Source organism: Nocardioides sp. (assembly GCA_037045645.1).
Taxonomy (GTDB): Bacteria; Actinomycetota; Actinomycetes; order Propionibacteriales; family Nocardioidaceae; genus Nocardioides.
Genome location: JBAOIH010000001.1, coordinates 1,190,906 through 1,217,896, shown reverse-complemented (window position 1 = coordinate 1,217,896; position 26,991 = coordinate 1,190,906). Strand labels below are relative to the sequence as shown.

Here is a 26,991-nt window from a genome sequence, read left to right as displayed (position 1 = left end):
GTGGACGCGCAGATGCTACCAGCAGGTAAGCCGATTGCTCACAAATCCGAGGCGCGTCGTGGACGAAGCACCACTGCGGCTAGCCCGAGCAGGGCAAGCAACGCCCAGATGCCGTGAGCAAGTGCCACCATTGCGACCCGGCCACCAGGCGCATCCTGGGGAGGAACCGCTGCCTCACGCACTCGCCACAGCTGGGTCGACTCCCCCTCCTGGATCATCTCCAATTCAGCCAGATCCACGTCCTCGCCGGGTTCGGCGTCGCGATAGACCAGGACCCACCCGACTCCCAGTCGTGCCAGTCGGGCCCCAAGCCCGGCGGCAGGTCCTGCCAAGGCGGCGCCGATCTCAGCCGTACGCGGGTCCTCCCCGGCGACCTCACCGCCACGGGTTGCCAGGGCATCGGATACCACCGTCGGATGCGCACTCCATCGTGCGACCGGGTCGGGGGCACTGAGATCGAGTCCCCAGTCGAACCGGCGGTAGGAAGCCCACGGCAGCGTCACCACTGCGCCCGAGTCCCCGGGTGTCGCGTCGAGGCGCTCGACGGCCTGCGCCAGATCCGGCGGGAACGTGACCGGACGGGTCACCTCCCAGGTCGCACTCGCGGCATCGGGCAGGACCAGCACCGGCAACGTGACGGCGACCCCGGCGAGGATCGGAGCGATCTCGATATCGCGAAGCCGGGTCAACACTGTCGAGCAGGCACGTCCCCACGCCAGTCCGAGCACCACGACATACGGGATCAGCCACTTCTGGCTGTCGCGCAGCAGGCCGGCTCCCGGGATGGTTTCGAGTGCGTACGCCAACAGCGCGTCACCGCCCGGCAGCAGTGGCAGCACCGCCAGCAGCACGCCCAGTCCGGCGGCGAGGACGAGAGCCGGCACCTCGTGCCACAACCAACGCGCGCTCCAGATCAGGGCGCCCAGGCAGCACAGCGCACCCACGACCGCATAGGCGCCTTCGTGACTGCCGGGGACGGTGACGGAGTTCCAGATGCCACCCCCCGCGACGAGCGACGCGATCTCGGCGACGGAACCTCCGCGCGCGGAGAAGGCCTCCAGGCCCAATGCGTCACTTGTCAGCGCATGTCCCCCCAGGAGCGACGCCGACACCCAGGGAGCCTGAGCGAGCGCGGCGACTCCGAAGGCGAGCCAGGAGGCCCGACGACGATGCACGAATGCCCCGGTCAAGGCCACCAGAGTCACCACGCAGCCACCGGTCGGCGTCAGTGAGGCCAGCGCGCTGCCGGCGCAGATCACCCCCCAGTCCGTACGCCGGCTCGCACCCGCCCACACCCGACACCACGAGGGCAGCAGCCACCACAGCGCGGCGTAGCCGGCAAGCAGCGCCCACTGCCCCATCGCGAGACGTTCGACGACCATGGGATTCCACACGGCAAGGACGGCCACGCTGACGCGGGCCACCGTCGGAGCCTGCGGCAGCAACGTGGACAGCGCTCGCGAGGCACCCAAGCCCGCCGCGAACAGGACGCCCGCCACACACGCGCGGAAGGCGACCTCACCCCCCACCGTGGAGGTGAATGCGACGAGGAAGGAGTCCAGCGGCACCGCCCGCGGCAGGGCCACACCCAGCCCGAGTGTCTCAAGTGTCCACGGCCGTTCGGGCGTGAAGACCAGGTCGCGCGCCAACCCGTACCCACGCGCGGTCCACATCGGCCAGCTCAACACCAGCACGGCGAGCGCGGCGGCGAGGTCGGCCGGCCAGAGGCGACCACGAGCAGCAGACACGCCTGCTCCTCCCTATGCTGGTGACCACCAGACGATCCGGCCGCCGCGGCCGCGCCACCCGAGGACCATAGTGACCCACGCCGACGCCGAGTTCGTCGAGGCGTTCAGGCACGCCGAATCGATCGACGGGTGGCTCACGCCCGCACAGGCGCGGGTGCTCTTCGACGAGGCCAGACGCATCGCCCCGGGGCGCGTGGTCGAGATCGGCAGCCACCTGGGCCGCTCCACGGTGGTGCTGGGCGCGTCGGGGGCGAGCGTCACCGCGATCGACCCTTTCGGCAGCGACTGGCGCTATGGCCGAGGCGACACCGAGACGCGCATGCGTGGGCACCTCGCGGCTGCTGGGGTCGAAGAGATGGTGGACGTACGCGTAGCAACGAGCCGGGCGGCACGCGACGATTGGGCGCAGCCGGTGCGACTGGTCTATGTCGACGGCAAGCACGACTATTGGTCATGTCTGGACGACCTGCGGTGGGCCGCCTGGCTGCGCCCCGGCGACCGGATCCTGGTTCACGACGCGTTCTCCTCGCTCGGCGTCACCTTGGCTTTGCTGCGCGCGCTGCTGCTGTCTGGCGAACTCACCTACCTCGACCGCACGGGAAGCCTCGCGCGCCTCGAATTGCGCCGCCCCGGCTGGCGAGACCGGCGTCGGGTGCTGGGCGGAGCTCTCGTGGTTCGGCCGCAACCTGATCGTCAAGGTGCTGCTGCGGTTGCGCCTTCGTGCGCTCGCGCGGCGACTCGGGCACCACGACAGTGCTGATCCCTACTGATCCTTGACTTAGGGTGGCCCGATGAGCCCGCGCCCCTCGACGCTGCTGGCGTCGCTTCGCGGTAGCGCGGGGGTGGCGTTGGCGATGGTCGTCATGAACGTGACGACGTACGGATTCACGTTCGTCGCGGTCTATCTTCTCGGACCACGCGAGTACGGCATCACGGCCAGCCTGATGGGCATGTTCACCGTGGCCAGCGTGTTGTCGCTGGGCCTACAGGCAACCGCGGCGCGCCATGTCGCGGCGGCGACCGCCGAACGGCGACACCTCGAACACAAGGTGCACGCACTGTCATGGTGGTGTGCGCTGTTGGTCTTCGCGCTCTGCTGCGCCGTGATCCCGCTTGCCGATCGCTTCCTGCGTATCGGCGACCCGGTCGCCGTCCTGCTGGTCGGGTTCGCGGTGGCGCCGTTGACCGTCGTCGGAGGCCAGGCCGGAGTGCTGCAAGGCGGTCGGCACTGGTCGGGGTTGGCGTTGGTCTATCTGGCGACCGGGATCCCGCGACTCGTCATCGGCGCAGCCTTCATCGCCTTGTCCCCCACTGCGGTGATGAGCATGGCAGGCGTAGCTGTCGCCGCCTGGGTTCCGGTGCTGGTCGGTTCGCTGGTCCTGCGTACGACGACCCAGGTGCGTACCGCCACCATCGGTGAGGACCCCGAGGTCGCCACCACCGAACTCGGGATGTTGTCCGAGATCATGCACAACTCCCACGCCCTGGTCGTGTTCTTCCTGTTGTCGACCGTCGACGTGCTGCTGGCGCGCGCAACCTTCGATGCCCACACGGCCGGCCTCTATGCGGGCGGCGCGATCGTGGCGAAGATGGTGATGTTCCTCCCGTCTTTCATCGTCGTGCTCGCCTTCCCGTCGATGGCGCGAACCGAGGACGGCAGCAGGGTGCACCTGCAGGCACTGGCGGCCGTCGGCGCGGTCGGTGGCGCGGCGATCGCAGGGACCTGGCTGCTGCCCGACCTGGTGCTGGTCTTCGCGGGCGGCCAGGAGTTCGTGGAGATCAGGGCCCTGCTGCCGTGGTTCGCCACCATCGGCACGCTGCTGGCGATGTTGCAGTTGATGGTCTATCACGTGGTCGCCCGGCAACTGCGTGCCACCGTGTGGCTCTTCTGGCTCACGGTCGCAGCGATCTGCGCGCTGGCCACGCAAGTGAGCAGCCTGGGCTCGCTCGTACGCGGCGTGGCGCTCATCGAGGCGCTGCTGCTCATGGTGTTGCTCGGGATCTCACTGATCCGTCGGGAGGGGGCAACCCTGCGCACCGCTCAGGAGGCCTCCGCCCTGAGCCTGGCGTAGCCCGCAGATCCTTCCGGTGGTTGCAGGTGTCACCAGGTGGCACCACGAAACACCCTAAGGCCACCCGGGCTCAGATGACCGCCACTAAGCACCCAGATTGTCCGCTCAGCACCCGGCTCGCCGGGGGTTGAGCGGACCGTGGTCCGCTCAACCCCCGAAATGGCCGAGCTCAGTGTGCGGCCTCATGCCACGAGCCGCCGAAGCCGACCGACACGTCGAGGGGCACGGTCAGGTCGGCCGCCGCGCCCATCCGATCGCGCACCAATGCCTCCAGCGCCTCGCGCTCACCGGGTGCGACCTCGAAGACGAGTTCGTCGTGCACCTGCAACAACATCCGAGAGGCGAGACCGCTCTCGGCGATGCCGGCGTCGACGCCGAGCATGGCCACCTTGATCAGGTCGGCGGCCGAGCCCTGGATGGGCGCGTTGAGGGCCATCCGTTCGGCCATCTCGCGGCGCTGGCGGTTGTCGCTGGTCAGGTCGGGCAGATAACGCCGACGCCCCAAGATCGTCTCGGTGAAACCCGAGCGGCGAGCCTCGTCCACCACTCCGGCGAGGTAGTCACGGATGCCGCCGAAGGTCTCGAAGTAGTCGTCCATCAAGACGCGCGCTTCGGACGGTTCGATCCGCAATTGCTGCGACAGCCCGAACGCCGACAAGCCATACGCCAGGCCGTAGTTCATCGCCTTGATCTTGGCGCGTTCTTCGACACCGACCTGGTCGGCGGGCACCTCGAAGACCTTGGCGGCCGTGATCGAGTGGAAGTCCTGACCGGACCGGAACGCCTCGATCAGCTGTTCGTCACCCGACAGGTGCGCCATGATCCGCATCTCGATCTGGCTGTAGTCGGCCGTCATCAGGCTGTCGTGTCCGGGGCCGACGACGAAGGCTTCGCGGATCCGGCGACCGGCACTGGTGCGGATCGGGATGTTCTGCAGATTGGGGTCGGTGCTGGACAGCCGGCCGGTGGCGGCGATCATCTGATTGAACGTGGTGTGGATGCGGCCATCCGACGCCACGGTCTTCAGCAGTCCCTCCACGGTCTGTCGCAGCCGGATCACGTCGCGATGGCGCAGCAGGTGCTGCAGGAACGGGTGCTCGGTCTTCTCCAGCAGCCCCTGCAGCGCGTCGGCGTCGGTGGTGTAGCCGGTCTTGGTGCGCTTGGTCTTGGGCATCGCGAGTTCGTCGAAGAGCACCGTCTGCAGTTGCTTGGGCGAGCCCAGGTTGATCTCGCGACCGATCACCTCGTACGCATCCTGCGCCGCGTCCCGAACGCCTTGGTCGAATTCCGAGGCCAGCGCCTCCAAGTAGTCCACGTCGACCGCGATCCCCGCCTGCTCCATGTCGACGAGTGCGTCGATCAGCGGCAACTCGACCTCGGCAAGCAGTTGGGTGCCGCCTTGCTGCTCGACGGCCTCGTCGAGTGCCTGCGCCAGATCGAGCGTCGCGCGAGCGTGCAGCATCGCCGTTTCGGCCGCCCCGCTCGCGGAGTCGTCGTCGAAGAGCAACTCGCCCTGGTCGGCGTCACCCGAGTCCTGCTTGAGCTCGCGCTTGAGATAGCGCAACGTCAGGTCCGCCAGGTCGTACGACCGCTGGTCCGGCTGCACGAGGTAAGCAGCCAGCGCCGTGTCGCTAACCAGACCGCGGACGGTCCAGCCGCGGGCCTCCAATGCCAGGCTCGGTCCCTTGGCGTCGTGCATCACCTTGGGGCGATCCGGATCGCCCAACCAGGTCAGGAAGGCCGCATCGTCATCCGGGCTCATCTCGGTCGCGTCGAACCACGCCGCCGCGTCATCGGCCGCAGCGAGCGCGACCGAACGCACCTCGCCGGTGCCGGCTCGCCAACTGCCCTGCACGGCGACACCCGTACGTCCCTGGGCATGCTGGTCGAGCCAGCCGGCCAGGTCTCCGGGTGCCAGTCGGGTCGTGTCCAGGCCGAAGCCGGACTCGTCGATCGGCTCCTCGGGGGTCGGGTCGATCACGTCGAAGATCCGGGTGCGCAGTTCGCCGCGGAACTCCAGCAGGTCGAGCAGCTCGAGCGCCTCCTGGCGCTGCCACTCGGAGCGACCGAGGTCGGCCGGGGAGATTTCGAGCGCGAGGTCGCGCACCAGCGCGTTGAGGCGCCGGTTGCGCATCACGTCGGCCAGGTGCCTACGCAGGTTGTCGCCTGCCTTGCCGCCCACCTCGTCGGCGCGGGTGATCAGGTTGTCGAGGCCGTCGTACTGCTGGAGCCACTTGGCGGCCGTCTTGGGGCCGACCCCGGGGATGCCGGGGAGGTTGTCGGAATCCTCTCCCACGAGCGCAGCGAGTTCGGGGTAGCGACCGGGCGGCACACCGTATTTCTCCTCCACTGCGGCCGGGGTCATCCGGGCCAACTCGGAGACACCTCGGGTGGGATAGAGCACGGTGACGTCGGGCGACACCAACTGCAACGAGTCACGATCGCCGGTGAGGATCAGCACCTCCAAGCCGTCCTCCTCGGCGCGGGCGGTCAGGGTGGCGATGATGTCGTCGGCCTCATAGCCCTCCAGATCGAGGTGCCGGATCGCGAAGGCGTCGAGCATCTGTTGGATCAACGGCAGTTGCGACTTGAACTCGTCGGGCGTCTTGTTGCGCTTGGCCTTGTATTCGGAGTATTCGGCCAGCCGGAAGGTCTGGCGGCTGCGGTCGAACGCCACGCCGACGTGGGTGGGCTGCTCATCACGCAACACGTTGACCAGCATCGAGGTGAAGCCGTAGACGGCGTTGGTGTGCTGGCCCGTCGCGGTGGAGAAGTTGTCCACGGGCAGCGCGAAGAAGGCGCGGTAGGCCAGGGAGTGCCCGTCGAGGAGCAGCAGGCGTGACTTGGCGGGAGTGCTCACCCCGGCGACTCTAGTCGGCGGCACGGACAGCAGAATGTGGCCCATGACCGACGACGCCGCAACCCTCGACGACTTCCTCAGCCAGATGTCCGACCACATGGGAGCGCTCAACGAACGGATGGGCGTACAACTGACCGAGGTCTCCAAGGACCGCGTCGTCGGCACGATGCCCGTCGAGGGCAATACCCAGCCGTACGGCCTGCTGCACGGCGGCGCGTCCGTCGTCCTCGCGGAGTCGCTGGGATCTCTCGGGTCACAGTTGCACGCCTGGCCGGACCGGTTCGCGGTCGGCGTCGACATCAACGCCACCCATCACCGCTCCGCCACGGCCGGCACCGTCACGGGGGTGGCCACGCCACTGCACGTGGGTCGCAAGATGGCGACCTGGGACGTCGTGATCAGCGACGAGGAAGGCCGCCGGCTCTGCACGTCGCGCATCACCTGCGCGCTGCTGCCGACGCAGCGGGACTGAGCGACGGCATGGTTTCGAGACGCCGCCACTGGCGGCTCCTCAACCACCGGCCACAACGCACGAGACCTTGATTCGAGACGCCGCCACTGGCGGCTCCTCAACCACCGGCCACAACGCACGAGACCTTGATTCGAGACGCCGCCCTCGGCGGCTCCTCAACCACCGGAACGACCCGCCACCGCCCCCGCAAACGTGGTTTCGAGGCGCCGCCGCAGGAACGAGCCACCCACCACGGAACGCGGGTTTCGAGAGGCCGAGATCAGCCCTGTGCACGCACCTGTTCGCGGCGGGTACGCCGAGAAGCCAGGACGCGTTCGATGTGACGCGACAATGCCGCCTCGTTGCCGTGGACCGGTCGACGCGCGTCCAGGCGCGCGCGGATGGCCGACGTGGGCGCGACGCGCAGCATCGCCATCGGCGCGAGCGAGAGCCGAGCCATGAAGCGGTTGGCCTCTCGACCACTCGATTCTGCGGCACTGCCCACGTGCGCGATGCCGAGTTCTTCGGCCCAGATCACGCCCGCCTCCATCAGCGCGTAGCCGATGCCGAGTCGGCGATAACGCGCCAAGACGTGCGGCGACACGATGCGTACGACCGGCTCGACGTTGATTGCCGTCAACGTGGTGGCCTGCAGATGGACCGCGCCGACGACGTGGCCGTCGATCTCGGCCACGACGATCCGCTCGTCAGGGGCGGCGGCGACGCGCCGCAGCACGCCTGCCATGTCCGACTGGACGCTGGAGGGGTCGCCCGAGCGCACCGCACCGGCCCAGATCTGCGACAGCACCGCGACGTCGTCGAGCGTTGCATCGCGACGAGACACCTGGACACGAGCCACAGCCACCCTCCTTCTCTGCACCTCGCTGCCACGAATCGGGGCAGCGAGGAATCAGGCTACTCCCAAACGGTGACCAAAGTCGTACGGACCCTGGGCCGAATGTCGGTGCCGGGCAGGTCGAGGTCAGAGGTCTCCACCGAGGTAGGCAGCCTTGACCGAAGGGTCGCCCGCCAACTCGGCGCCCGTGCCGGATCGGACGATCTCGCCGGTCTCCAGGACGTACGCCGTGTCAGCCCGCTTGAGAGCCTGCGCAGCATTCTGCTCGACCAGCAGCACGGTCGTGCCCTGCTCGTTGATCTCGGTGATGATGTCGAAGATCTGCGCGATCAGTTTGGGCGCCAGACCCATGGACGGCTCGTCGAGCAGGACGACGCGCGGGCGGGCCATGAGCGCACGGCCCATCGCCACCATCTGCTGCTCGCCTCCCGACAAGGTGCCGGCCACCTGAGCGATCCGTTCCTCAAGGCGCGGGAAGAGTCCCAACACCCGATCGAGATCCTGGGCGATAGCGGCCTTGTCCTTGCGGACGTACGCCCCCATGTCCAGGTTCTCGCGCACCGTCATGCCCGGGAACACGCCGCGACCTTCCGGCGACTGCGACAGACCCAACTTCACCCGGGCCTCGGGTTTCATGTGGGTGATGTCCGTGCCGTCGAAGACGATCTTGCCCTCCCGCACCTTGCGCAGCCCGGAGATGGTCTTCAAGGTGGTGGTCTTGCCAGCACCATTGGCCCCGATCAGACTGACGATCTGGCCTTCCTCCACGCCGAACGTGATGTCGCGGATCGCCTCGATGTGGCCGTAGTTGACGCACAGCCCTTCGATCTCAAGAAGCATCGGGCTCCTCCACTCCGAGGTAGGCCGCGATCACGGCAGGGTTGTCACGGATCTCCGCCGGAGTGCCCTCAGCGATCTGCTTGCCGAATTCCAGCACGACGATCCGGTCGGTGACTCCCATCACCAATCGCATGTCGTGCTCGATCAGCAGCACCGTCATGCCCTGGTCACGTACCTTGCGGATCAGCTCCATGAGCTTTTCCTTCTCGGCAGGGTTGAAGCCGGCTGCGGGTTCGTCCAGGCACAGCAACTTGGGTCGCGTCGCCATCGCGCGCGCGATCTCCAGGCGGCGCTGGTCGCCGTACGACAGGTTGGCCGCCAACTCGTCGGCATGCTTGGCCACGCCCACGAACTCCAGGAGTTCACGTGCGATCGCCTGGGCCTCGGCCTCGGTCTTGCGGTGCCGCGGGGTGCGGAACAGCGAGTTGAGGATCCCGACCTTGCTGTGCGCGTCGGCCCCGACCAGCACGTTCTCCAACGCCGTCATGGACGGGAAAAGCCGAATGTTCTGGAACGTACGCGCAATGCCCAGCTGGGTGATCTGGTGCCGCTTGCGCTTGCCCAGCGGCTCGCCCATGAAGCGCACCTGGCCCGAAGTGGCCTGATACACACCCGTCATCACGTTGAAGCAGGTGGTCTTCCCGGCACCGTTGGGCCCGATCAACCCGAGGATCTCACCCTCGCGGATGTCGAAGGCGACCTCGCTCAGGGCCGTCAGGCCACCGAACCTCATCACGACGTTGTCCAGTTCCAAGATCTTGGTCGGCTCAGACATCGCCGGCTCCGTCCTTCTTCGAGGTCGCGACCGACGAGTCGGCCAACTCCTCTGCGTCTAGTTCGCCCTCTTCGAGTGCCTCGATCTCCTGTTTCAGCTCGTTGACCCGACGCGTCCGACGAGGCGGCAAGAGTCCTTGCGGTCGCCAGATGGCCAGCAGCATCAGCGCGAGTCCGAACAGCAAGAGCCGGTAGTCGTTGACCGACCGGAATCGTTCGGGCAGGTATGCCACCAGGACTCCACCGAAGATGGCACCCCAGCGGTTGCCGGAACCGCCGACGATCACGGCTGCGACGAACAGGATCGACAGCAGCAGCGGGAAGCTCAAGGGGTTGATGTAGCCACCCTGGCCGCTGGCATACAGCGATCCGGACAGGCCACCGATGGCAGCACCCGTAGCGAACGCGAGCAGCTTGAAGCGGAAGGTCGGCACGCCCATGAGTTCGGCGGCGTCCTCGTCCTCGCGGGTCGCCTCCCAGGCCCGACCGACCCGGCTGTTCTTCACCAGCTTGTCCGCGAACAGGACCAAGATGATGACGGTCAGAAGCAGCCAGTAGTAGGGCACCGCATCCACGGCCCCGAACACCAGGAACGGGGTGGGCCGGTTGTGGTCGATCGACGGGATCAATCCGTCCCATTGCAGGTGCGGGATGGTGAAGAGCCCGCCTGGATCGAAGGGGGGCTTGGCTGCGGGCCCGACGTTGGGCGGGTGCGGGATGTTCTTGATACCCGCTGCCGCGCCGACCCATTCCAGGTTGGTCACGGCGATGCGGATGATCTCGCCGAAGCCCAACGTCACGATCGCCAGGTAGTCACCGCGTACGCGCAGCGTCGGGGCACCCAGAAGCACACCGCTGATCATGGTGACGGCGATCGCGATGGGCAGGGCCAGGAAGAACGGCCATTGCCAGTGGTACGAGGTGAGCAGCCCGGTCGTGTACGCACCCACGCAGTAGAAGCCGACATACCCCAGGTCGAGTAGACCGGCGTACCCGATCACGATGTTGAGGCCGAGCGCCACGAGAGCGAACGCGGCCGAGGAGAAGAGCACCCCGCCGAAGTCGATCTGCTGGGTGGTGATGAAGGGCGGGCGGATGATCGGCAGTGCGTAGAAGAACAGCGCGAAGAGCGTGACCAACGCCATCTGGGCGGGCTTGGGCAGTCCCTTGAAGCGGTCCACCACTGCGTCCCACTTGTGGACGATCTTCCAATACGTGGCTGACGTGGTCATGCGCGTGCCTTTCCGAGCGCCTCACCCAGCAGACCGGAGGGTCGCACCAGGAGGATGAAGACCAGGAGGATGAACGCGAAGACGTCCTTCCACTGCGTGCCGAAGACGGCCGCGCCGTAGTTCTCCATCACGCCGAGCAGCAGACCGCCGAGCAGTGCGCCCCGCAGGTTGCCGATGCCGCCCATGACGGCCGCGGTGAACGCCTTGACACCGAGGATGAACCCGGCGTTCTGACGCGTCGAGCCGATCTTGAGCATGTAGAGCGTGGCCGCGACACCGGCCATCAGTCCGCCGATGAGGAAGGTGACCTGGATGACTCGGGTCGAGTTGACACCCATCAGCGATGCCGACTCGGGGTCTTGGGCAGTGGCGCGGATACCGCGGCCGAGACGGGTGCGGCGCACGAACTGGTCGAGGAAGACCATCATGATCAGCGCGGCGGAGATGATCAGCAGATCGACGTCGTTGACCTGGTAGTCGCCGATGGAGAACAGGCCTTGGGGATTGATCGTGACCGGGTTGGAGTAGAGGTCACGCGCCTTGCTGACGTAGTTGGTCAGGTTGTCATCCAGACCCACCCAACCGGCGAAGCGGTCACGAAGACCCATCATCTCGGCGAGAGAGAAGGAGGCGCCGATCGCCGAGATCAGCGCGATCAGGCGGGGTGCGCCACGGGCCAGCAGCGGGCGGTACGCCACCCGCTCCAGGAGCAACGCCACACACGCCGACATCGCCATGGCGGCGATGCACGAGAGTGCCAGCAGGGGCAGTGCCTGCCCGAGGGTCCAGGACTGAGATGCGGTGCCCTCGAAGAACACGAAGGTCCACGCCACCGCGAAGGTGCCGTACATGAACACTTCGGAGTGGGCGAAGTTGATGAGTTGCAGGACGCCGTACACCATCGTGTAGCCCAGCGCGACCAGGGCGTAGATGCCACCGATCGCAAGGCCGGTGATGGTCAACTCGGCGAAGTTGTTGAACAGGAACGCGAAGTCCAAGGGACGTCCCCTTCATCAGGGGGTCGGCCGCGGCATCCAGCAGGACACCACGGCCAACCCGTTGTTCTGATCGGTTAGATCACTCGGCTAGATCACTCGACCGGGGTCGGGTTCTCCAGGTCGAGGGCGCCGTCCTTGACCTCGTACACGTAGATCGTGCCGCCGTTGATGTCACCCTTGTCGTCGAACGACACCGGGCCGCTGGCACCCTCGGAGTCGTACGAACCGATGAAGTCGTTCAACGACTCCGGGTCGCCGGCCTCGCCCTCGGAGACGGCGTCGAGGAAGATGTTGGCCGCGTCGTAGGACTGCGTGGAGTACAGACCCGCGTCGGCACCGTTGACGGCCTTGTACTTGTCGTTGAAGTCAGCCGGGGCCGGGGCGGCCGGGGCAGACAGCAGGGCACCGTTGGCAGCGGCAGCACCGGCAGCCTTGACGAACGCCGGGTCCTGCGAGCCGTCACCGGACATGAACGTGCCCTCCCAGCCGCCCTGGCGCAGCTGCTTGGCCATCAGACCGGCCTCGGTGTAGTAGCCCGCGTAGAACAGGGCGTCCGCACCGGAGTCCTTGATCTTGGTGACCACGGCCGACATGTCGGTCTGGCCGACCTGGATCTGGTCGGAACCGGCGGAAGTGTCGCCCAGCGCTTCCTTGACCACACCGGCAAGACCCTTGCTGTAGTCCTGGGCGTCGTCGACCACGTAGATCTTCTTGGCGCCCACGGTCTCCATCAGGTACTTGGCGTCAGCAGCGCCCTGCGCCGCGTCGTTGCCGATCACGCGGTGCCAGGTGGTCCAGCCCTGCTCGGTGATGGTGACGTTGGTGGCCGACGGGGAGATCACCGGGAGGCCGGCCTCGAAGAAGGTCTTGCCGGTGGCCAGGGACTCGCCGGAGAAGCCCGGTCCGACCAGGCCGATGATGGTGTCGTCGTTGACGATCTGGGTGGCGAGCGCGGGTGCCTTGTCGGGGCTTCCCTGGGAGTCGAACTCCTTGATGCCGATCTTGCAGTCGGCGTTGTCCTTGTTGTATTCGTCCAGCGCCAGCTTCACGCCACCGACCATGTTCTGGCCGAGCGCACCGGCGTCACCGGTGAGCGCACCGAGGAACGCGATGTTCTTGCCGCAGGCCGAGTTGTCGCTGCCGTTGTCGCCGTCCGCCTCGTTGTCGGACGAGCCGCCGCAGGCGGTGAGCGCCAGGCTGGCAGCCGCGAAGACGGCCGCGAACCGAGCGGACTTGGAGATTGAAGCCATGGGTGATTCCTCCGGGTTTTGTTCCAACGAGTCGTTGGAGAAGGTTGAAACGTCTGCGGGACACCTAAGCCTCTAGGGGTTCCCCGTGCAATAAGCACGCCGAATCATGCTTCACACGTCTGGACCACCGCGTGCATGTCACGCCGACCGTTGCGTAACTGTTATCGCTTTCGGTTCAGTGCGTAGCCGGACCCGACGCCAGACCCGGTCCGTGCTCGACCACACCCTCGGCCACCTGGCGCATCGACAGTCGCAGGTCCATCGCGGTCTTCTGGATCCACCGAAACGCCTCGGGCTCGGTCAGGCTGAGGCTCTCCTGGAGCACTCCCTTGGCCCGGTCCACGACCTTGCGGGTGGCCAGCGACTCCTTCAGGTCGGTGAGTTCCTCCTCCAGCACCGCGATCTCGGCGAACCTGCTTACGGCCATCTCGATGGCCGGCACCACGTCGGTCTTGGAGAACGGCTTGACCAGATAGGCCATCGCGCCGGCGTCGCGGGCTCGCTCGACGAGGTCTCGTTGGGAGAACGCGGTCAACATCACCACGGGCGCGATCCGCGCACGGGCGATCTGTTCGGCGGCGGCAATCCCGTCGAGAACCGGCATCTTCACGTCGAGGATCACCAGGTCGGGGCGCAGTTCTTCCGCCAACGCCACCGCCCGGGCACCGTCGCCGGCCTGGCCGACCACGTCGTACCCCTCCTCGGCGAGCATTTCGGCCAGATCCATCCGGATCAGCGCCTCGTCCTCGGCGATCACGACACGGCGCTGAACTGAATCGGTCACCCCGAAAGGCTAACGCGACCACGTGGTGCGATCGCATCGGGACGTCGGGTACGGTTGTCCACGGTCCGGCCGGGTTGGCGGAACGGCATACGCGGTGGTCTCAAACACCACTGCCCGAAAGGGCTTGTGGGTTCGAATCCCACACCCGGTACCCCTGTCGGTGACGTGGGGCATGGTGTCAGTCCATGCCCCACGTCCCCCTGGACGAGCGGCGCCTGCCGCAGTCGGGGATCAGGGACGGGAACCGGGCACCGCAATCAGGCGCGCCGGTAGGCGGGAGCGACCTCGTTGATCGCGTCGCCGATCTGGTGGATCCGCAGTGCGTTGGTCGAACCGGGGATACCCGGAGGCGTACCCGCGATGATCACCACGGTCTCCCCTTCCTCCAGACGCCCGATCTCCAGCAGTGCCTCGTCGACCTGACGCACCATGTCGTCGGTGTGCTGGGCGGGCTTCACCTTGAACGTCTCGACGCCCCAGGTCATCGACAACTGCGAGCGGGTGCTGTCCAACGGGGTGAAGGCGAGCACGGGGATGTGGCCGCGATAGCGGGCCAACCGCCTGGCCGAGTCGCCGCTTTGAGTAAACGCGACCAGGTACTTCGCCTTGACCGCGGTCGCGACCTCGGCCGCGGCCTTGGCAACCACGCCGGCCGGCGTCTTGGGCACCCAGGTGACCGCGGCCATGTGCATGAGTCCGTGGTCCTCCGTGGACTCGATGATCCGCGCCATGGTCTGGACCGTGATGATCGGGTAGTCGCCGACACTGGTCTCGCCCGACAACATCACGGCGTCGGCGCCGTCGAGTACGGCGTTGGCGACGTCGCTGGCTTCGGCACGTGTCGGCGCCGGGTTGCTCACCATCGACTCCAGCATCTGCGTCGCGACGATCACCGGCTTGGCGTTGGCCCGGGCCTTGTCGATCAACAATTTCTGATGCACCGGCACGTCCTCGAGCGGGCACTCCACGCCGAGGTCTCCGCGCGCGACCATGATGCCGTCGAAGGCCTCCATGATCGCGTCGATGTTGTCCAATGCCTGCGGCTTCTCGATCTTGGCGATCACAGGCACGGTGATGCCCTCCTCAGCCATGATCGCGCGTACGTCATCCGCATCCGTGGCATTGCGTACGAACGACAAGGCGATGAAGTCGACGCCCAGCCGCAAGGCGAAACGCAGGTCCTCGACGTCCTTGTCAGACAACGCCGGGACCGAGACGGGCACTCCGGGGAGATTGATGCCCTTGTGGTCACTGACCCGACCGCCCACGACCACCTGCGTACGCACGTCGGTCTCGTCGACCTCCAGCACGATCAGTCGCACCTTGCCGTCATCGATCAGGATCGGGTCGCCGGGGCCGACGTCACCGGGAAGTCCCTTGTACGTGGTGCCGCACTGGACGTCGTCGCCGGGAACGTCACGGGTGGTGATGGTCCATTCGGCACCGGGTCGCAAGACGACCGGACCGTTGGCGAAGGTCTCCAACCGGATCTTGGGGCCCTGCAGGTCCGCGAAGATGCCGACCCCATGCCCGCTCTCGTCCGAGGCTGCGCGTACGAGGCGATACATCTGGTCGTGATCGTCGTGCGTGCCGTGGCTCATGTTCATCCGAGCGACGTTCATGCCCGCATCGACGAGGTCGCGAATCTTGTCCGGGGTTGCGACTGCCGGCCCGAGGGTGCAGACGATCTTGGCTCTTCGCACCCGCCAACCCTAGGCCCATTCTTGGAACGATCCAAGTGCCCAGGGCGGGGCGCCGGGCTCACACCACCAGTGGCCGCGCCGTCGGTGGGATGGGCGACGGCAGTGCGGTCGAGCCGGTCAGATAGGCATCCACAGCCGCGGCAGCCGCACGTCCCTCGGCGATCGCCCAGACGATCAGCGACTGACCCCGACCGGCGTCCCCGGCCGCGAACACGCCCTGAACGTCGGTGGCGTACGACCCGTCGCGCGCGATGTTGCCGCGCTCGTCGAGCGCCACGCCGAGTTGGTCGACGAGCCCGGCCGTCTGCGGCCCGGTGAAGCCCATCGCGAGCAGGACCAGATCCGCCGGGATCTCGCGTTCGGTCCCGGCGACGGGCTGGAACTTCGCGTCCACCTCGACCAGGCGCAGCGCGCGTACGTGTCCCTCGTCGTCACCCACGAACTCCTGGGTCGACACCGCGTACATGCGGTCCCCCCCTTCCTCGTGCGCCGAGGAGATCCGGAAGGTCATCGGATAGGTCGGCCACGGTTGACCCGCCGGTCGGTCGAGGGGCGGCTGCGCCAGGATCTCCAACTGCGTGATCGACGCCGCCCCTTGCCGGATGGACGTGCCCAGACAGTCGGCACCGGTGTCACCACCGCCGATGATCACGACGTGCTTGCCGGTCGCCACGATCTGGTCGGCCACCTGTTCGCCGAGCGAGACCCGGTTGGCCTGGGGCAGGAAGTCCATCGCCTGGTGGATGCCGGACAACTCGCGGCCCGGCACGGGGAGATCGCGCGCGATCGTCGACCCCATCGCCAGCACGACCGCGTCGTAACGTTCCCGCAGAGAGTCCCCGGTGATCTCGCCCTCGCCCACCTCGACGCCGGCTCGAAAGACCGTGCCCTCGCGACGCATCTGGTCCAGGCGCCGGTCGAGGTGCTTCTTCTCCATCTTGAACTCCGGGATGCCATAGCGCAGCAGCCCGCCGATCTTGTCGGCTCGCTCGTAGACCGCGACCGTGTGACCGGCGCGGGTGAGCTGCTGTGCGGCTGCGAGACCGGCAGGTCCGGAGCCGATCACGGCCACGGTCTTGCCGGAGAGCCACTCCGGGGGCTGCGGGCGTACGTATCCCGAACCCCAGGCGCGGTCGATGATCGACACCTCGACGTTCTTGATCGTCACCGGGTCCTGGTTGATGCCCAGCACGCAGGCGGTCTCACACGGCGCCGGGCACAGCCGCCCGGTGAACTCCGGGAAGTTGTTGGTCGCGTGCAGGCGATCCATCGCACCGTCCCAGTCGTCGCGCCAGACCAGGTCGTTCCACTCCGGGATGATGTTGCCGAGCGGGCAGCCCTGGTGACAGAACGGGATGCCGCAGTCCATGCAGCGCGAGGCCTGGGTGTTGATGATCGGCAGCAGCGCACGGCCGATGCCGTCGGGATAGACCTCGTCCCAGTCCCGTACGCGCTCGTCCACGGGTCGCCGCGCGGCGTGCTCGCGACCGTGGTTGAGGAAACCCTTCGGGTCAGCCATGAAGCACCTCCATGATGCGGGCCGCAGCCTGGTCTTCGTCGAGACCCTCGGCGAGGGCCTCGGCTCGTGCCTCGAGGACACGTCGGTAGTCACGCGGCATCACCAACGTGAAGCGCGCGATGGTGGACTCCCAGTCGTCGAGCAGGGCCCGGGCCACTTCGGAGTCCGTCAGATCAGCGTGCGCCTGCACGATCTCGCGCAGCTCCTCGGCACGTGCGGTGTCGAGGACATCGAGGTCGACCAGCTCGGGGTTGACCCGACGGGTGTCGAGATCCAGGACGAACCCATAGCCACCGGACATTCCGGCCGCGAAGTTGCGTCCGGTGGGCCCGAGGACTACGACGCGTCCGCCGGTCATGTATTCGCAGCCGTGGTCGCCCACGCCTTCGGTGACGACCGTGGCGCCGGAGTTGCGTACGCAACACCGCTCCCCCACGCTGCCGCGCAGGTAGATCTCACCCGAGGTGGCGCCGTAGGCGATGGTGTTGCCCGCGATGACCTGGTCCTCGGCGCGGAATGTCGCGTCCCGGTCGGGACGCACGATCACCCGACCGCCCGACAGTCCCTTGCCCGCGTAGTCGTTGGCATCACCTTCGAGCCGCAAGGTCACGCCACGAGGCAAGAACGCACCGAAGCTCTGACCGGCCGACCCCCGCAGCGAGAAGTCGATGGTCCCGTCAGGCAACCCGTCGGGGTACGCCTTGGTGACCTCGTGGCCCAACATCGTGCCGACAGTGCGATTGACGTTGCGGACGGCGAAGTCGCCCACCACGGGTTCGCCGGCATCGAGCGCCGCGCGCGCGGCGGCAATCAACTCGTGGTCCAGAGCGCGGTCCAGACCGTGGTCCTGCGACTTCGTGCAGCGCCGGTCCTGGCCTTCGAACTGACCGAACTCACCATCCGTGTTGGGCATCGCCAGGATCGGCGCAAGGTCGAGACCCTGCGCCTTCCAATGGTCGACGGCCGAGGCGACATCGAGTGCGTCGGCGCGACCGACGGCCTCGTCGAGCGTACGGAAGCCCAACTCGGCCAGGATCTCGCGCACCTCCTCGGCGATGTATTCGAAGAAGGTCTGGACGAACTCGGGCTTGCCCGAGAAGCGCTCACGCAGCACGGGGTTCTGCGTGGCGACACCAACCGGGCAGGTGTCCAGATGGCACACCCGCATCATGATGCAGCCGCTGACCACGAGCGGAGCGGTCGCGAAGCCGTACTCCTCCGCTCCAAGCAACGCCGCGATCACGACATCGCGTCCGGTCTTGAGTTGGCCGTCGGTCTGCACGACGATCCGGTCCCGAAGGCCGTTGAGCAGCAGGGTCTGCTGCGTCTCGGCCAGGCCGAGCTCCCACGGTCCGCCTGCGTGCTTGAGCGAGGTCAGAGGTGACGCGCCGGTCCCACCATCGTGGCCGGAGACCAAGACGACGTCCGCGTGTGCCTTGGAGACACCAGCGGCGACCGTGCCGATGCCGACCTCGGAGACCAGCTTGACGTGGATCCGCGCAGCCGGGTTCGCGTTCTTGAGATCGTGGATCAGTTGCGCGAGATCCTCGATCGAGTAGATGTCGTGGTGCGGCGGTGGACTGATCAGGCCGACACCAGGGGTGGAATGGCGGGTCTTGGCGACCCAGGGGTAGACCTTGTTGCCCGGCAGTTGTCCGCCCTCACCCGGCTTGGCGCCCTGGGCCATCTTGATCTGGATGTCGTCGGCATTGGTGAGGTATTCGCTGGTCACCCCGAAACGCCCCGACGCGACCTGCTTGATCGCGCTGCGCCGCTCCGGATCGTGCAGCCGCTCGGGGTCCTCGCCGCCCTCGCCGGTGTTGGACTTGGCACCGAGTCGGTTCATCGCGATCGCCAGCGTCTCGTGCGCCTCGCGCGAGATCGAGCCGTACGACATCGCACCGGTCGAGAACCGCTTGACGATCTCGGACACCGGCTCGACCTCGTCGATCGGGACCGGCGTACGACCGGTGGCTGCGGCGTCCTTGAACGCGAAGAGGCCGCGCAAGGTCATCAGCCGCTCGGACTGCTCGTCGATGCGCTGGGTGTACTGCTTGAACACGTCGTAGCGCTGGTTGCGCGTGGAGTGTTGCAAGCGGAAGACGGTCTCCGGGTCGAACAGGTGCGGCTCACCGCCCCCGTTGATCCCGGGGCGGCGCCACTGGTACTCGCCGCCGATCTGGAGTGCGCGGTGCGCCGGAGCGATGCCGCCGCGGGGGTACGCCTGCGCGTGGCGCAGCGCCACCTCGGTGGCGATCGTGTCGAGTTCGATGCCCCCGAGTTTGCTCGTGGTGCCGGTGAAGTATCGGTCGACCACGGCCTGGGACAGACCGACGGCCTCGAAGATCTGGGCGCCGGTGTAGGACGCGACGGTGGAGACGCCCATCTTGGACATCACCTTCAGCACGCCCTTGCCCAGGGCCTTGATCAGGTTCTTGACCGCCACCTCGGGTTCGGTCTTGACGTAGTACTGGTCGCGGGCGAGGTTTTCGACCGACTCCATGGCCAGGTAGGGGTTGACCGCCGCCGCGCCATACCCGATGAGCAGCGCCACGTGGTGGACCTCGCGTACGTCTCCGGCCTCGACGAGCAGGCCGACCTGCGTCCGCGTCTTCTCGCGAACCAGATGGTGGTGCACGGCGCCGGTGAGCAGCAACGACGGGATCGGTGCCAGTTCGGCCGTGGAGTGACGGTCCGAGAGGACGATGATCCGGGCACCGCCCGCGATCGCCGCGGACACCTCGGCGCAGATCTCCTCGATCCGGGCCGCCATCGCCGCACCGCCACCTTCCACCTCGTAGAGACCACGTGCGACATGGGTGATGAAGCCGGGCATGTCGCCGTCACGGTTGATGTGGCGGATCTTGGTGAGGTCGTCGTTGGAGATGACCGGGAACGGCAGCACCACCTGGCGACACGAGGCCGGCGTCGGCTCGAGCAGGTTGGACTCCGGACCGATGGAGCCGTAGAGCGAGGTGACCAACTCCTCGCGGATCGCGTCGAGTGGTGGGTTGGTCACCTGCGCGAAGAGTTGGGCGAAGTAGTCGAACAGCAGCCGCGGCTTGGCGCTCAGCGCGGCGATCGGCGAGTCGGTGCCCATCGAGCCCAGCGGCTCTCCCCCGGTGTTGGCCATCGGGGTGAGGATGACGCGCAACTCCTCCTCGGTGTAGCCGAAGATCTGCTGACGCCGCGTCACCGACGCGTGCGTGTGCACGATGTGCTCACGCTCGGCGAGTTGGTCGAGGTGGATCAGACCGGCGTGGAGCCACTCGTCGTACGGGTGCTCGTCGGCCAGTTCGGCCTTGATCTCCTCGTCCTCGATGATGCGGTGCTCGTCGGTGTCGACCAGGAACATCCGGCCCGGCTTCAGCCGTCCCTTCCGTACGATGCTCGCGGGGTCGAGATCGAGCACGCCGACCTCGGAGGCCAGCACCACGAGCCCGTCGTCGGTGACCCAATAGCGAGAGGGTCGCAGGCCGTTGCGGTCCAGCACCGCGCCCACTTGGCTGCCGTCGGTGAACACCACCGCTGCGGGCCCGTCCCATGGCTCCATCACGGTCGAGTGGAACTCATAGAAGGCGCGCCGCTTGGCGTCCATCTCACCGTGGCTCTCCCACGCCTCGGGGATCATCATCAGCACCGCGTGCGGCAGGCTGCGTCCCCCCATGTGCAGCAGTTCGAGGACCTCGTCGAAACTCGCCGAGTCCGACGCCCCGGGCGTACAGATCGGGTAGAGCCGTTCCAGATCGCCGGGGATCAGATCCGAGTCGAGCAACGCCTCGCGCGCCCGCATCCAGTTGCGGTTGCCCATCACGGTGTTGATCTCGCCGTTGTGCGCGATGAAGCGGAACGGATGGGCCAGCGGCCAACTCGGGAAGGTGTTGGTGGAGAACCGGCTGTGTACGACCGCCAGCGCGCTGGTGACCCGCTCGTCGCGCAGGTCCGGGAAGACCTGGTCGAGTTGGTCGGTGGTGAGCATGCCCTTGTAGACCAAGGTGCGCGCCGACAGCGACGGGAAGTAGACCTCGGCCTCGCTCTCCGCGCGCTTGCGCAGGCAGAACGCACGGCGCTCCAACGCCATCCCGGCGACCCGTTGGCTGGCGCCCGCCACGAAGACCTGCTCGAAGGCCGGCATCACCGAGCGCGCGGTCTTGCCCAGCGAGGACGGGTCGACCGGGACCCGTCGCCAACCGAGCACCGCGAGACCTTCCTCGGCTGCGAGTTCCTCGATGCGTGCCTTGGTCTTGGTGACCTCGCCTTCGTCGCCGCCGATGAAGGCAGTGCCGACGGCGTACGCACCCGGCACCGGCAACGTGAACCCGACCTCGTCGCGCAAGAACGCATCGGGGACCTGGAGCAGGATGCCCGCCCCGTCACCGGAGTTCGTCTCGGCTCCGGCCGCGCCTCGGTGGTCGAGATTGCGCAGCGCCGTGAGTGCCTTCACCACGATGTCGTGGCTGGGTTCACCGGTCAGGGTGGCGACGAAGGCGACGCCGCAGGCGTCGTGCTCGAAACGCGGGTCGTAGAGGCCGGTCGGTTGCGGGGTCGCGGAGAAGCGGGACATGGATCGTCTCCGTGGTCGTACGGGACGCCAGCCGAGTCACCCGGCGTGTGCGTCGAAGTGGCTGATCGTGTCTGGAGCGACACAGTTGCCGGGGACGACTTTGGCCCTGGTGGGAAAACGATAGCAGCAGGATCGACTCTGCTCCGGCACCACCATCTCACCAGGAAAGACATTCCTTCTCACCGGTTGAGCGACTTCGGATGCCCAGGCCGCTGCCGATAGTTTCGCCGCATGACCACGACTTTCGACCAAACCCGAGCCTTCATGCGGCTTCCGCAGGCCCTGGGGCTGGCTGTTCTGGTCCTGTTCGCGCCCGTGGGCATCTTCTTGCCGGCACTGGTCGGCTCGGTGTTCGACATCCCGGCGAGCCGGTTCGGGATTACCGAGCAGAACTTCTTCATGTGGGTGCTGGTCGCGCAGGCCACCGCCTTGGCGCTGGTCATCACCCTCATCGCCGGACGGTTGAAACGTCAAGGTGCCCCGTGGAGTCGCGTCGGTCTGCGTCACGTGTCGGTGGGTCGCGCGGCGCTCTGGGTGGCGGGCGGGATGCTCTTCGGCCTGTTTTCGCTGGTGCTGCTGGCCTTGGTGGCAGGCCTGCTCGGTGCGACTTCTTCAGCTCCCAGCGAGCAGGAGACCGTGACGACGTTCGGGCCGGTGTGGTCACAGATCCTGATCACGGTCGTGATGGCTCCCCTCATCGAGGAGATCCTGTTTCGCGGCATCATCTTGCAGCGCCTGCTGGAGACGATGAGTCATCCCTGGTGGGCGATCGTGGTGTCAGCGCTGATCTTCGCGGTCGTGCACCTGGACCCGGTCCGGATCGTGTTGCTGTTGCCGATCGGACTGTTTCTCGGGGTGATGTATCGCCGCTTCGACAGCATCGTGCCGGGCATCGCCCTGCACGCGGCGTGGAATCTGCTGGTGGTGCTGGTGCGTTGACGAGCCGGTCTCAACCCTGCTCGGAGGGGACGGGTTCGTCCGCTGGGCGCCGATAGACCTCGTACTCCCGGCCGGGGTGTCGCCTGCCGGCCCAGACGAAGTACGCGCCGGCAAGCACGAACAGCACGATCGAGGTCCACACGTTGAAGCGCAGACCCAGCACGTCGTCGAGTTGCACGTTGTCGATGCGCAGCATCTCGATCCACCCGCGGCCCAGCGTGTAGGCCATCACATAGAGCGCGACCACCCGACCGTGGCCCAACTGGAAACGACGGTCCGCCCAGATCACCAGGAAGAACACCGCCACGCACCACAGCGACTCGTACAGGAAGGTCGGGTGGAAGGTCGCGGCCTCCTCGTAACCGACCGGACGATGCGCCGGGTCGATCTCCAGCCCCCACGGCAGGGAGGTCGGCCGGCCGAAGAGTTCCTGGTTGAACCAATTGCCCCAACGTCCCAACGCGTGCGCGATCAGGACGCCCGGCGCCAGCGCGTCCAGCAGCGGCAGCCAGCGGATCTGCATCCGGCGGGCCGCGATCATCGCGCCGACGGCCCCGAGCGCGATCGCGCCCCAGACACCCAAGCCACCGCGCCACACGTAGAGCGCCTCGATCGGGTGCCTGCCCTCGCCGAAGTAGAGGTGCGAATCGGTCAGGACGTGATAGAGCCGACCGCCGATCAGGCCGAACGGCACCGCCCACAAGGCGATGTCGGCGACTTCGTTGGCGCGGCCACCGCGCGCGATCCAGCGCCTTTCGCCGATCATGATCGCCGCGAGGATGCCGAGCACGATGCAGATCGCATAGCCGCGCAGCGGCAGCGGCCCCAGGTGCCAGATTCCCTGGTCAGGGCTGGGGATGGTCAACGCCATCATGGGGCGACCAGCTTCTCGATGTCTGCGGCCAACTGCGCGGACGAGGTGCCTTGGGTCCACACCATCGGCGCCGTGGCGTCCGGGCGTACACCGATGATCGGAGTGGAGTGGTCGACCTCGTAGCCCCCGCCGGGCAACTCCTGGCCGCGGGCGACGTAGACCTTCAGTCCCTCACCCAGGCGCTTCACCTGCGCCAGCGGTCCGGTGAGACCGACGAAATCGGGATTGAACCTGTCCAGATAGCTGCGCAGCGTCTTGGCGTCATCGCGCGCCGGGTCGGTGGTCACGAACACCACGTCCACTCGGTCGCGTACGTCGTCGTCCAGGCGCGTCAGAGCCGAGGCGATGGTCGCCATCACGACCTGGCAGACGTCGGGACAGTGCGTGTAGCCGAAGAACACCAGGGTCAACTCGGCCTTCGCGTCCTTGCTCAGCGAGTAGGGCTGGTCCGCCGTGTCGTGCAAGCGCACCGGTGGCACGTCGTACGGGGTGGTCAGTTTCGCGCCGAAATAGCCGTCGTCGTCTCCCCCGACGGTCAGGGGGGTGCCCGAATCGGCCACCTTCGTGCAGGCCAGCAACAGCGGCGCGACCAGGAGCCCGAACAGCAGCCACGCCACCGGCCGGGAGCGAAGTTCACTCACCGCGCACACCCAATGCCAACTCCTCGGCCACCTTGGCCAGCGCCGCCAGTCCGGCCTTGCGATCTGCGTGGTGCTGTTGGATCGCGCGTACGAAAGCCGTGCCGACGATGACTCCGTCAGCGAACCCCGCGACCTGCTTGGCCTGCTCCCGGTTGCTGACGCCGACCCCTACCCCGACGGGCAGGTCGGTGGTGGCCTTCGTCCGCATCACGAGGGGTTCGGCCAGGTCCGAGGCGGTCTCCCGCAGGCCGGTCACTCCCATCACCGCGGTCGCGTACACGAAGCCGCGCGAGGCCGCCGTCGTCAACGCGATCCGATCCGGAGTCGAGGAGGGCGCGACGAGGAAGATCTTGTCCAGGTCGCGATCGTCGGCCGCCGCGATCCAGTCACCTGCGACCTCCGGCGTCAGGTCGGGGGTGATCAGGCCGGACCCGCCAGCAGCCGCGAGATCGGCGGCGAATCGCTCGACGCCGTAGCGCTCGACCGGATTCCAATAGGTCATCACCACGGCCGGGGTGCCGGTCTCGACCACCGCTTCGACCGTACGGAAGACGTCGCGGGTGCGGAAGCCGCCCTCCAGCGCGTGCTGAGCCGCCGCCTGGATGACCGGACCGTCCATGACCGGATCGGTGTAGGGGAAACCGACTTCGATGATGTCGACGCCCGCAGCCACGAGGGTGCGTACCGCTTCGATGCCGCCCTCGACATCGGGATAGCCGGCGGGCAGATAGCCGACAAGTGCGGCACGGCCCTCCTCGCGAGCACGTACGAAAGCCTGCGTCACGCTCATGAGGCGCTCCCTTGGGCCGCGGTCTGGGCACTGGCCGTCTGGGCACTGGCCGTCTGGGCGCTGGCCGTCTGGGCGCTGGCCGTCTGGGCGCTGGCCAGACCGAACCACTCGATAGCCGTACCCATGTCCTTGTCTCCCCTGCCGGAGAGGTTCACCAGCACCGTCTTGTCCCGGCCCAGGCGGCGGGCGACGTCGAAGGCACCCGCCAGGGCGTGCGACGACTCGATTGCCGCGATGATCCCCTCCGTACGCGCCAGCAGAGCCAGCGCGTCCATCGATTGTGCGTCGGTCACCGGCAGGTAGCGGGCGCGACCCGACCTGGCCAGGTGCGCGTGCTGCGGGCCGACTCCGGGGTAGTCCAGGCCCGCCGAGATCGAGTGTGACTCGATCGTCTGACCGTCCTCATCTTGGAGCAGGAACGTCCTCGCGCCATGCAGTACGCCGGGTTCACCAGCGGTGATCGTTGCGGCGTGCCGACCCGTCTCGACTCCGTCGCCCCCGGCCTCGAAACCGTAGATCTCGACGTCCGGGTCGTCGAGGAAGGCGGTGAAGAGACCGATCGCGTTCGAGCCGCCACCGACGCAGGCCGCGATCGCGTCCGGCAGGGCGCCGGTGAGTTCCAGGCACTGCGCGCGGGCCTCGTCGCCGATGCCGCGACAGAAGTCGCGCACCATGCTCGGGAACGGGTGCGGCCCGGCTGCGGTGCCGAAGAGGTACGCCGTGTGGTCCACGCTGGCGACCCAGTCGCGAAGCGCCTCGTTGATGGCGTCCTTCAAGGTCGCGCTGCCCGAATCGACGGGAATGACCTTGGCGCCGAGCAGTTCCATCCGGGCCACGTTGAGCGCCTGGCGCCGGGTGTCCACCGAGCCCATGTAGACGGTGCAGTCGAGACCGAAGTACGCCGCCGCGGTGGCGCTGGCCACGCCGTGCTGCCCGGCCCCGGTCTCGGCGATGACGCGGGTCTTGCCCATCCGCTTGGTCAGCAGGGCCTGGCCGAGCACGTTGCGGACCTTGTGCGCGCCGGTGTGGTTGAGATCCTCCCGCTTGAGCAGGATCCGCGCTCCGCCCACCGCCTCGGTAAGTCGGGTGGCGTCATAGAGCATCGAGGGCACCCCGGCGTACTCCCGCAGGATCTGGTCGAACTCGCCCAGGAAACTCTGGTCGGCCATCGCGTCCTGCCACGCGAGAGTGAGTTCGTCGAGGGCCGCGTGGAGGGCCTCCGGCATGAACCTGCCGCCCCAGCGCACCTCCCCGTCTGCTCCGAAGAACCCGTTGTCGTCGGCGCCGTATCTACTCATGCGGTGACCTCTCGTCCCACGGTCGTCATGGCCCGCACGGTCGTTTCGGGCCGGCCGTCCTTGACCAGCGCCTCCCCCACCAGCACCACGTCGGCGCCTTCGTCGGCGAACCGGCGTACGTCCCCGACACCGGTGATGCCACTCTCGGCCACCTTGACGGTGTCGGCGGGCAGCCGGCCGACCAGCGTGGCGAACATGTCGGGGTCGACCTCCAGCGTCTTGAGATTGCGCGCGTTGACCCCGATCAACTCGGCACCCAGCGCCACGGCCCGCTCCGCCTCCGGTTCCTCGTGGATCTCGACCAGGACGGTGAGCCCGAGTTCGCGGGCGTAGTCGTGCAGGTCGCGCAGGGTGTCGTCGTCGAGTGCGGCGACGATGAGCAGAGCCAGGTCCGCGCCCGCGGCACGCGCTTCGAGCAGTTGGTAGCGGGTGACGATGAAGTCCTTGCGCAGCAGGGGTGTGTCGACCGCCGCACGGACCGCCCGCAGATCGTCCAGGCTGCCACCGAAGCGGCGCGCCTCGGTCAGCACACTGATCGCGGCGGCGCCACCAGCGGCGTACGACGTCGCAAGCTCCGCGGGATCCGGGATCTCTGCCAGGTCGCCCTTGCTGGGGCTGCGGCGCTTGACCTCGGCGATGACGCTCATGCCCGGAGCACGAAAATGCGGCATCGGATCGCGTGGCGCGTCAACGTCCTGGAGCGCCGCCCGCAGGTCGGCCTCGCTGGTGCGCGCCATGCGCTCGGAGAGATCGGCGCGCACGCCGGCGACGATGTCGTCGAGTACGGACACCTGTTCA

Annotated in this window: 21 protein-coding genes and 1 tRNA gene; 5 read left to right on the top strand and 17 right to left on the bottom strand. The window is 67.4% G+C overall.

The genetic code is table 11. The annotated features are described in order from the left end of the window. Positions 1–38: 38 nt before the first annotated feature. Positions 39–1,748: a hypothetical protein gene (locus V9G04_05990; GenBank protein ID MEI2712844.1), complete on the bottom strand. Its 1,710-nt coding sequence runs from the start codon at positions 1,746–1,748 to the stop codon at positions 39–41. A gap of 70 nt (positions 1,749–1,818) precedes the next feature. Between V9G04_05990 and V9G04_05985 the strand changes: the two genes are divergently transcribed. Next, on the top strand, positions 1,819–2,508 hold the full coding sequence (locus V9G04_05985) for a class I SAM-dependent methyltransferase (GenBank protein MEI2712843.1): 690 nt from the start codon (positions 1,819–1,821) through the stop codon (positions 2,506–2,508). Positions 2,509–2,539: 31 nt separating this feature from the next. Next, on the top strand, positions 2,540–3,820 hold the full coding sequence (locus V9G04_05980; protein MEI2712842.1) for a polysaccharide biosynthesis protein: 1,281 nt from the start codon (positions 2,540–2,542) through the stop codon (positions 3,818–3,820). 169 nt (positions 3,821–3,989) lie between these two features. Here V9G04_05980 and polA read toward each other — a convergent pair whose 3' ends face one another. Then, positions 3,990–6,725: a DNA polymerase I gene (gene polA, locus V9G04_05975; GenBank protein ID MEI2712841.1), complete on the bottom strand. Its 2,736-nt coding sequence runs from the start codon at positions 6,723–6,725 to the stop codon at positions 3,990–3,992. Between polA and V9G04_05970 the strand changes: the two genes are divergently transcribed. Next, the gene (locus V9G04_05970; GenBank protein MEI2712840.1) at positions 6,724–7,152 is read left to right on the top strand and encodes a hotdog fold thioesterase; all 429 of its coding nucleotides are present in this window, start codon (positions 6,724–6,726) and stop codon (positions 7,150–7,152) included. The genes polA and V9G04_05970 overlap by 2 nt on opposite strands. A 259-nt stretch (positions 7,153–7,411) precedes the next feature. Here V9G04_05970 and V9G04_05965 read toward each other — a convergent pair whose 3' ends face one another. From V9G04_05965 to V9G04_05935, 7 genes are all read right to left on the bottom strand, one after another. Further along, positions 7,412–7,990: a GNAT family N-acetyltransferase gene (locus V9G04_05965; GenBank protein MEI2712839.1), complete on the bottom strand. Its 579-nt coding sequence runs from the start codon at positions 7,988–7,990 to the stop codon at positions 7,412–7,414. Between the two features lie 123 nt (positions 7,991–8,113). Beyond that, positions 8,114–8,827, bottom strand: a complete 714-nt coding sequence (locus V9G04_05960) for an ABC transporter ATP-binding protein (protein ID MEI2712838.1) — start codon at positions 8,825–8,827, stop codon at positions 8,114–8,116. After that, complete coding sequence (locus V9G04_05955) at positions 8,817–9,602, bottom strand: ABC transporter ATP-binding protein (GenBank protein ID MEI2712837.1); 786 nt, start codon at positions 9,600–9,602, stop codon at positions 8,817–8,819. Before V9G04_05955 ends, V9G04_05960 begins: the two co-directional genes overlap by 11 nt. Beyond that, the gene (locus V9G04_05950; GenBank protein MEI2712836.1) at positions 9,595–10,833 is read right to left on the bottom strand and encodes a branched-chain amino acid ABC transporter permease; all 1,239 of its coding nucleotides are present in this window, start codon (positions 10,831–10,833) and stop codon (positions 9,595–9,597) included. The genes V9G04_05955 and V9G04_05950 overlap by 8 nt, the downstream gene beginning before the upstream one ends. Continuing rightward, a complete protein-coding gene (locus tag V9G04_05945; GenBank protein MEI2712835.1) occupies positions 10,830–11,831 on the bottom strand; it encodes a branched-chain amino acid ABC transporter permease in 1,002 nt (333 codons plus the stop codon). Before V9G04_05945 ends, V9G04_05950 begins: the two co-directional genes overlap by 4 nt. A gap of 92 nt (positions 11,832–11,923) precedes the next feature. Continuing rightward, the gene (locus tag V9G04_05940) at positions 11,924–13,081 is read right to left on the bottom strand and encodes a branched-chain amino acid ABC transporter substrate-binding protein (GenBank protein ID MEI2712834.1); all 1,158 of its coding nucleotides are present in this window, start codon (positions 13,079–13,081) and stop codon (positions 11,924–11,926) included. A 175-nt stretch (positions 13,082–13,256) separates the two neighbouring features. After that, on the bottom strand, positions 13,257–13,865 hold the full coding sequence (locus V9G04_05935) for a response regulator (protein MEI2712833.1): 609 nt from the start codon (positions 13,863–13,865) through the stop codon (positions 13,257–13,259). Positions 13,866–13,933: 68 nt separating this feature from the next. Here V9G04_05935 and V9G04_05930 point away from each other — a divergent pair. Continuing rightward, a tRNA-Leu gene (locus tag V9G04_05930) sits at positions 13,934–14,016 on the top strand. A 106-nt stretch (positions 14,017–14,122) separates the two neighbouring features. On the opposite strand, the gene pyk is transcribed toward V9G04_05930, so the two are convergent. From pyk to gltB, 3 genes are read right to left on the bottom strand one after another with little or no spacing between them, the layout of a single operon-like run. Next, the gene (pyk, locus tag V9G04_05925) at positions 14,123–15,568 is read right to left on the bottom strand and encodes a pyruvate kinase (GenBank protein MEI2712832.1); all 1,446 of its coding nucleotides are present in this window, start codon (positions 15,566–15,568) and stop codon (positions 14,123–14,125) included. Positions 15,569–15,626: 58 nt separating this feature from the next. Beyond that, on the bottom strand, positions 15,627–17,087 hold the full coding sequence (locus V9G04_05920) for a glutamate synthase subunit beta (protein MEI2712831.1): 1,461 nt from the start codon (positions 17,085–17,087) through the stop codon (positions 15,627–15,629). Further along, positions 17,080–21,651: a glutamate synthase large subunit gene (gene gltB, locus V9G04_05915; GenBank protein ID MEI2712830.1), complete on the bottom strand. Its 4,572-nt coding sequence runs from the start codon at positions 21,649–21,651 to the stop codon at positions 17,080–17,082. The genes V9G04_05920 and gltB overlap by 8 nt, the downstream gene beginning before the upstream one ends. Before the next feature lie 231 nt (positions 21,652–21,882). Between gltB and V9G04_05910 the strand changes: the two genes are divergently transcribed. Further along, complete coding sequence (locus V9G04_05910; protein MEI2712829.1) at positions 21,883–22,590, top strand: type II CAAX endopeptidase family protein; 708 nt, start codon at positions 21,883–21,885, stop codon at positions 22,588–22,590. A 10-nt stretch (positions 22,591–22,600) separates the two neighbouring features. Here V9G04_05910 and lgt read toward each other — a convergent pair whose 3' ends face one another. The 5 genes from lgt to trpC are packed head-to-tail and all read right to left on the bottom strand — an operon-like array spanning position 22,601 to position 26,984. Beyond that, entirely contained in the window at positions 22,601–23,464 is an 864-nt protein-coding gene (gene lgt / locus V9G04_05905; GenBank protein ID MEI2712828.1) for a prolipoprotein diacylglyceryl transferase, read from the bottom strand. Continuing rightward, the gene (locus V9G04_05900; GenBank protein ID MEI2712827.1) at positions 23,461–24,105 is read right to left on the bottom strand and encodes an SCO family protein; all 645 of its coding nucleotides are present in this window, start codon (positions 24,103–24,105) and stop codon (positions 23,461–23,463) included. The genes lgt and V9G04_05900 overlap by 4 nt, the downstream gene beginning before the upstream one ends. Then, positions 24,098–24,895, bottom strand: coding sequence for a tryptophan synthase subunit alpha (trpA, locus tag V9G04_05895; GenBank protein MEI2712826.1), 798 nt, complete (start codon positions 24,893–24,895; stop codon positions 24,098–24,100). Before trpA ends, V9G04_05900 begins: the two co-directional genes overlap by 8 nt. Further along, on the bottom strand, positions 24,892–26,193 hold the full coding sequence (trpB, locus tag V9G04_05890) for a tryptophan synthase subunit beta (GenBank protein ID MEI2712825.1): 1,302 nt from the start codon (positions 26,191–26,193) through the stop codon (positions 24,892–24,894). The genes trpA and trpB overlap by 4 nt, the downstream gene beginning before the upstream one ends. Continuing rightward, a complete protein-coding gene (trpC, locus tag V9G04_05885) occupies positions 26,190–26,984 on the bottom strand; it encodes an indole-3-glycerol phosphate synthase TrpC (GenBank protein MEI2712824.1) in 795 nt (264 codons plus the stop codon). Before trpC ends, trpB begins: the two co-directional genes overlap by 4 nt. Between the last annotated feature and the right edge of the window lie 7 nt (positions 26,985–26,991).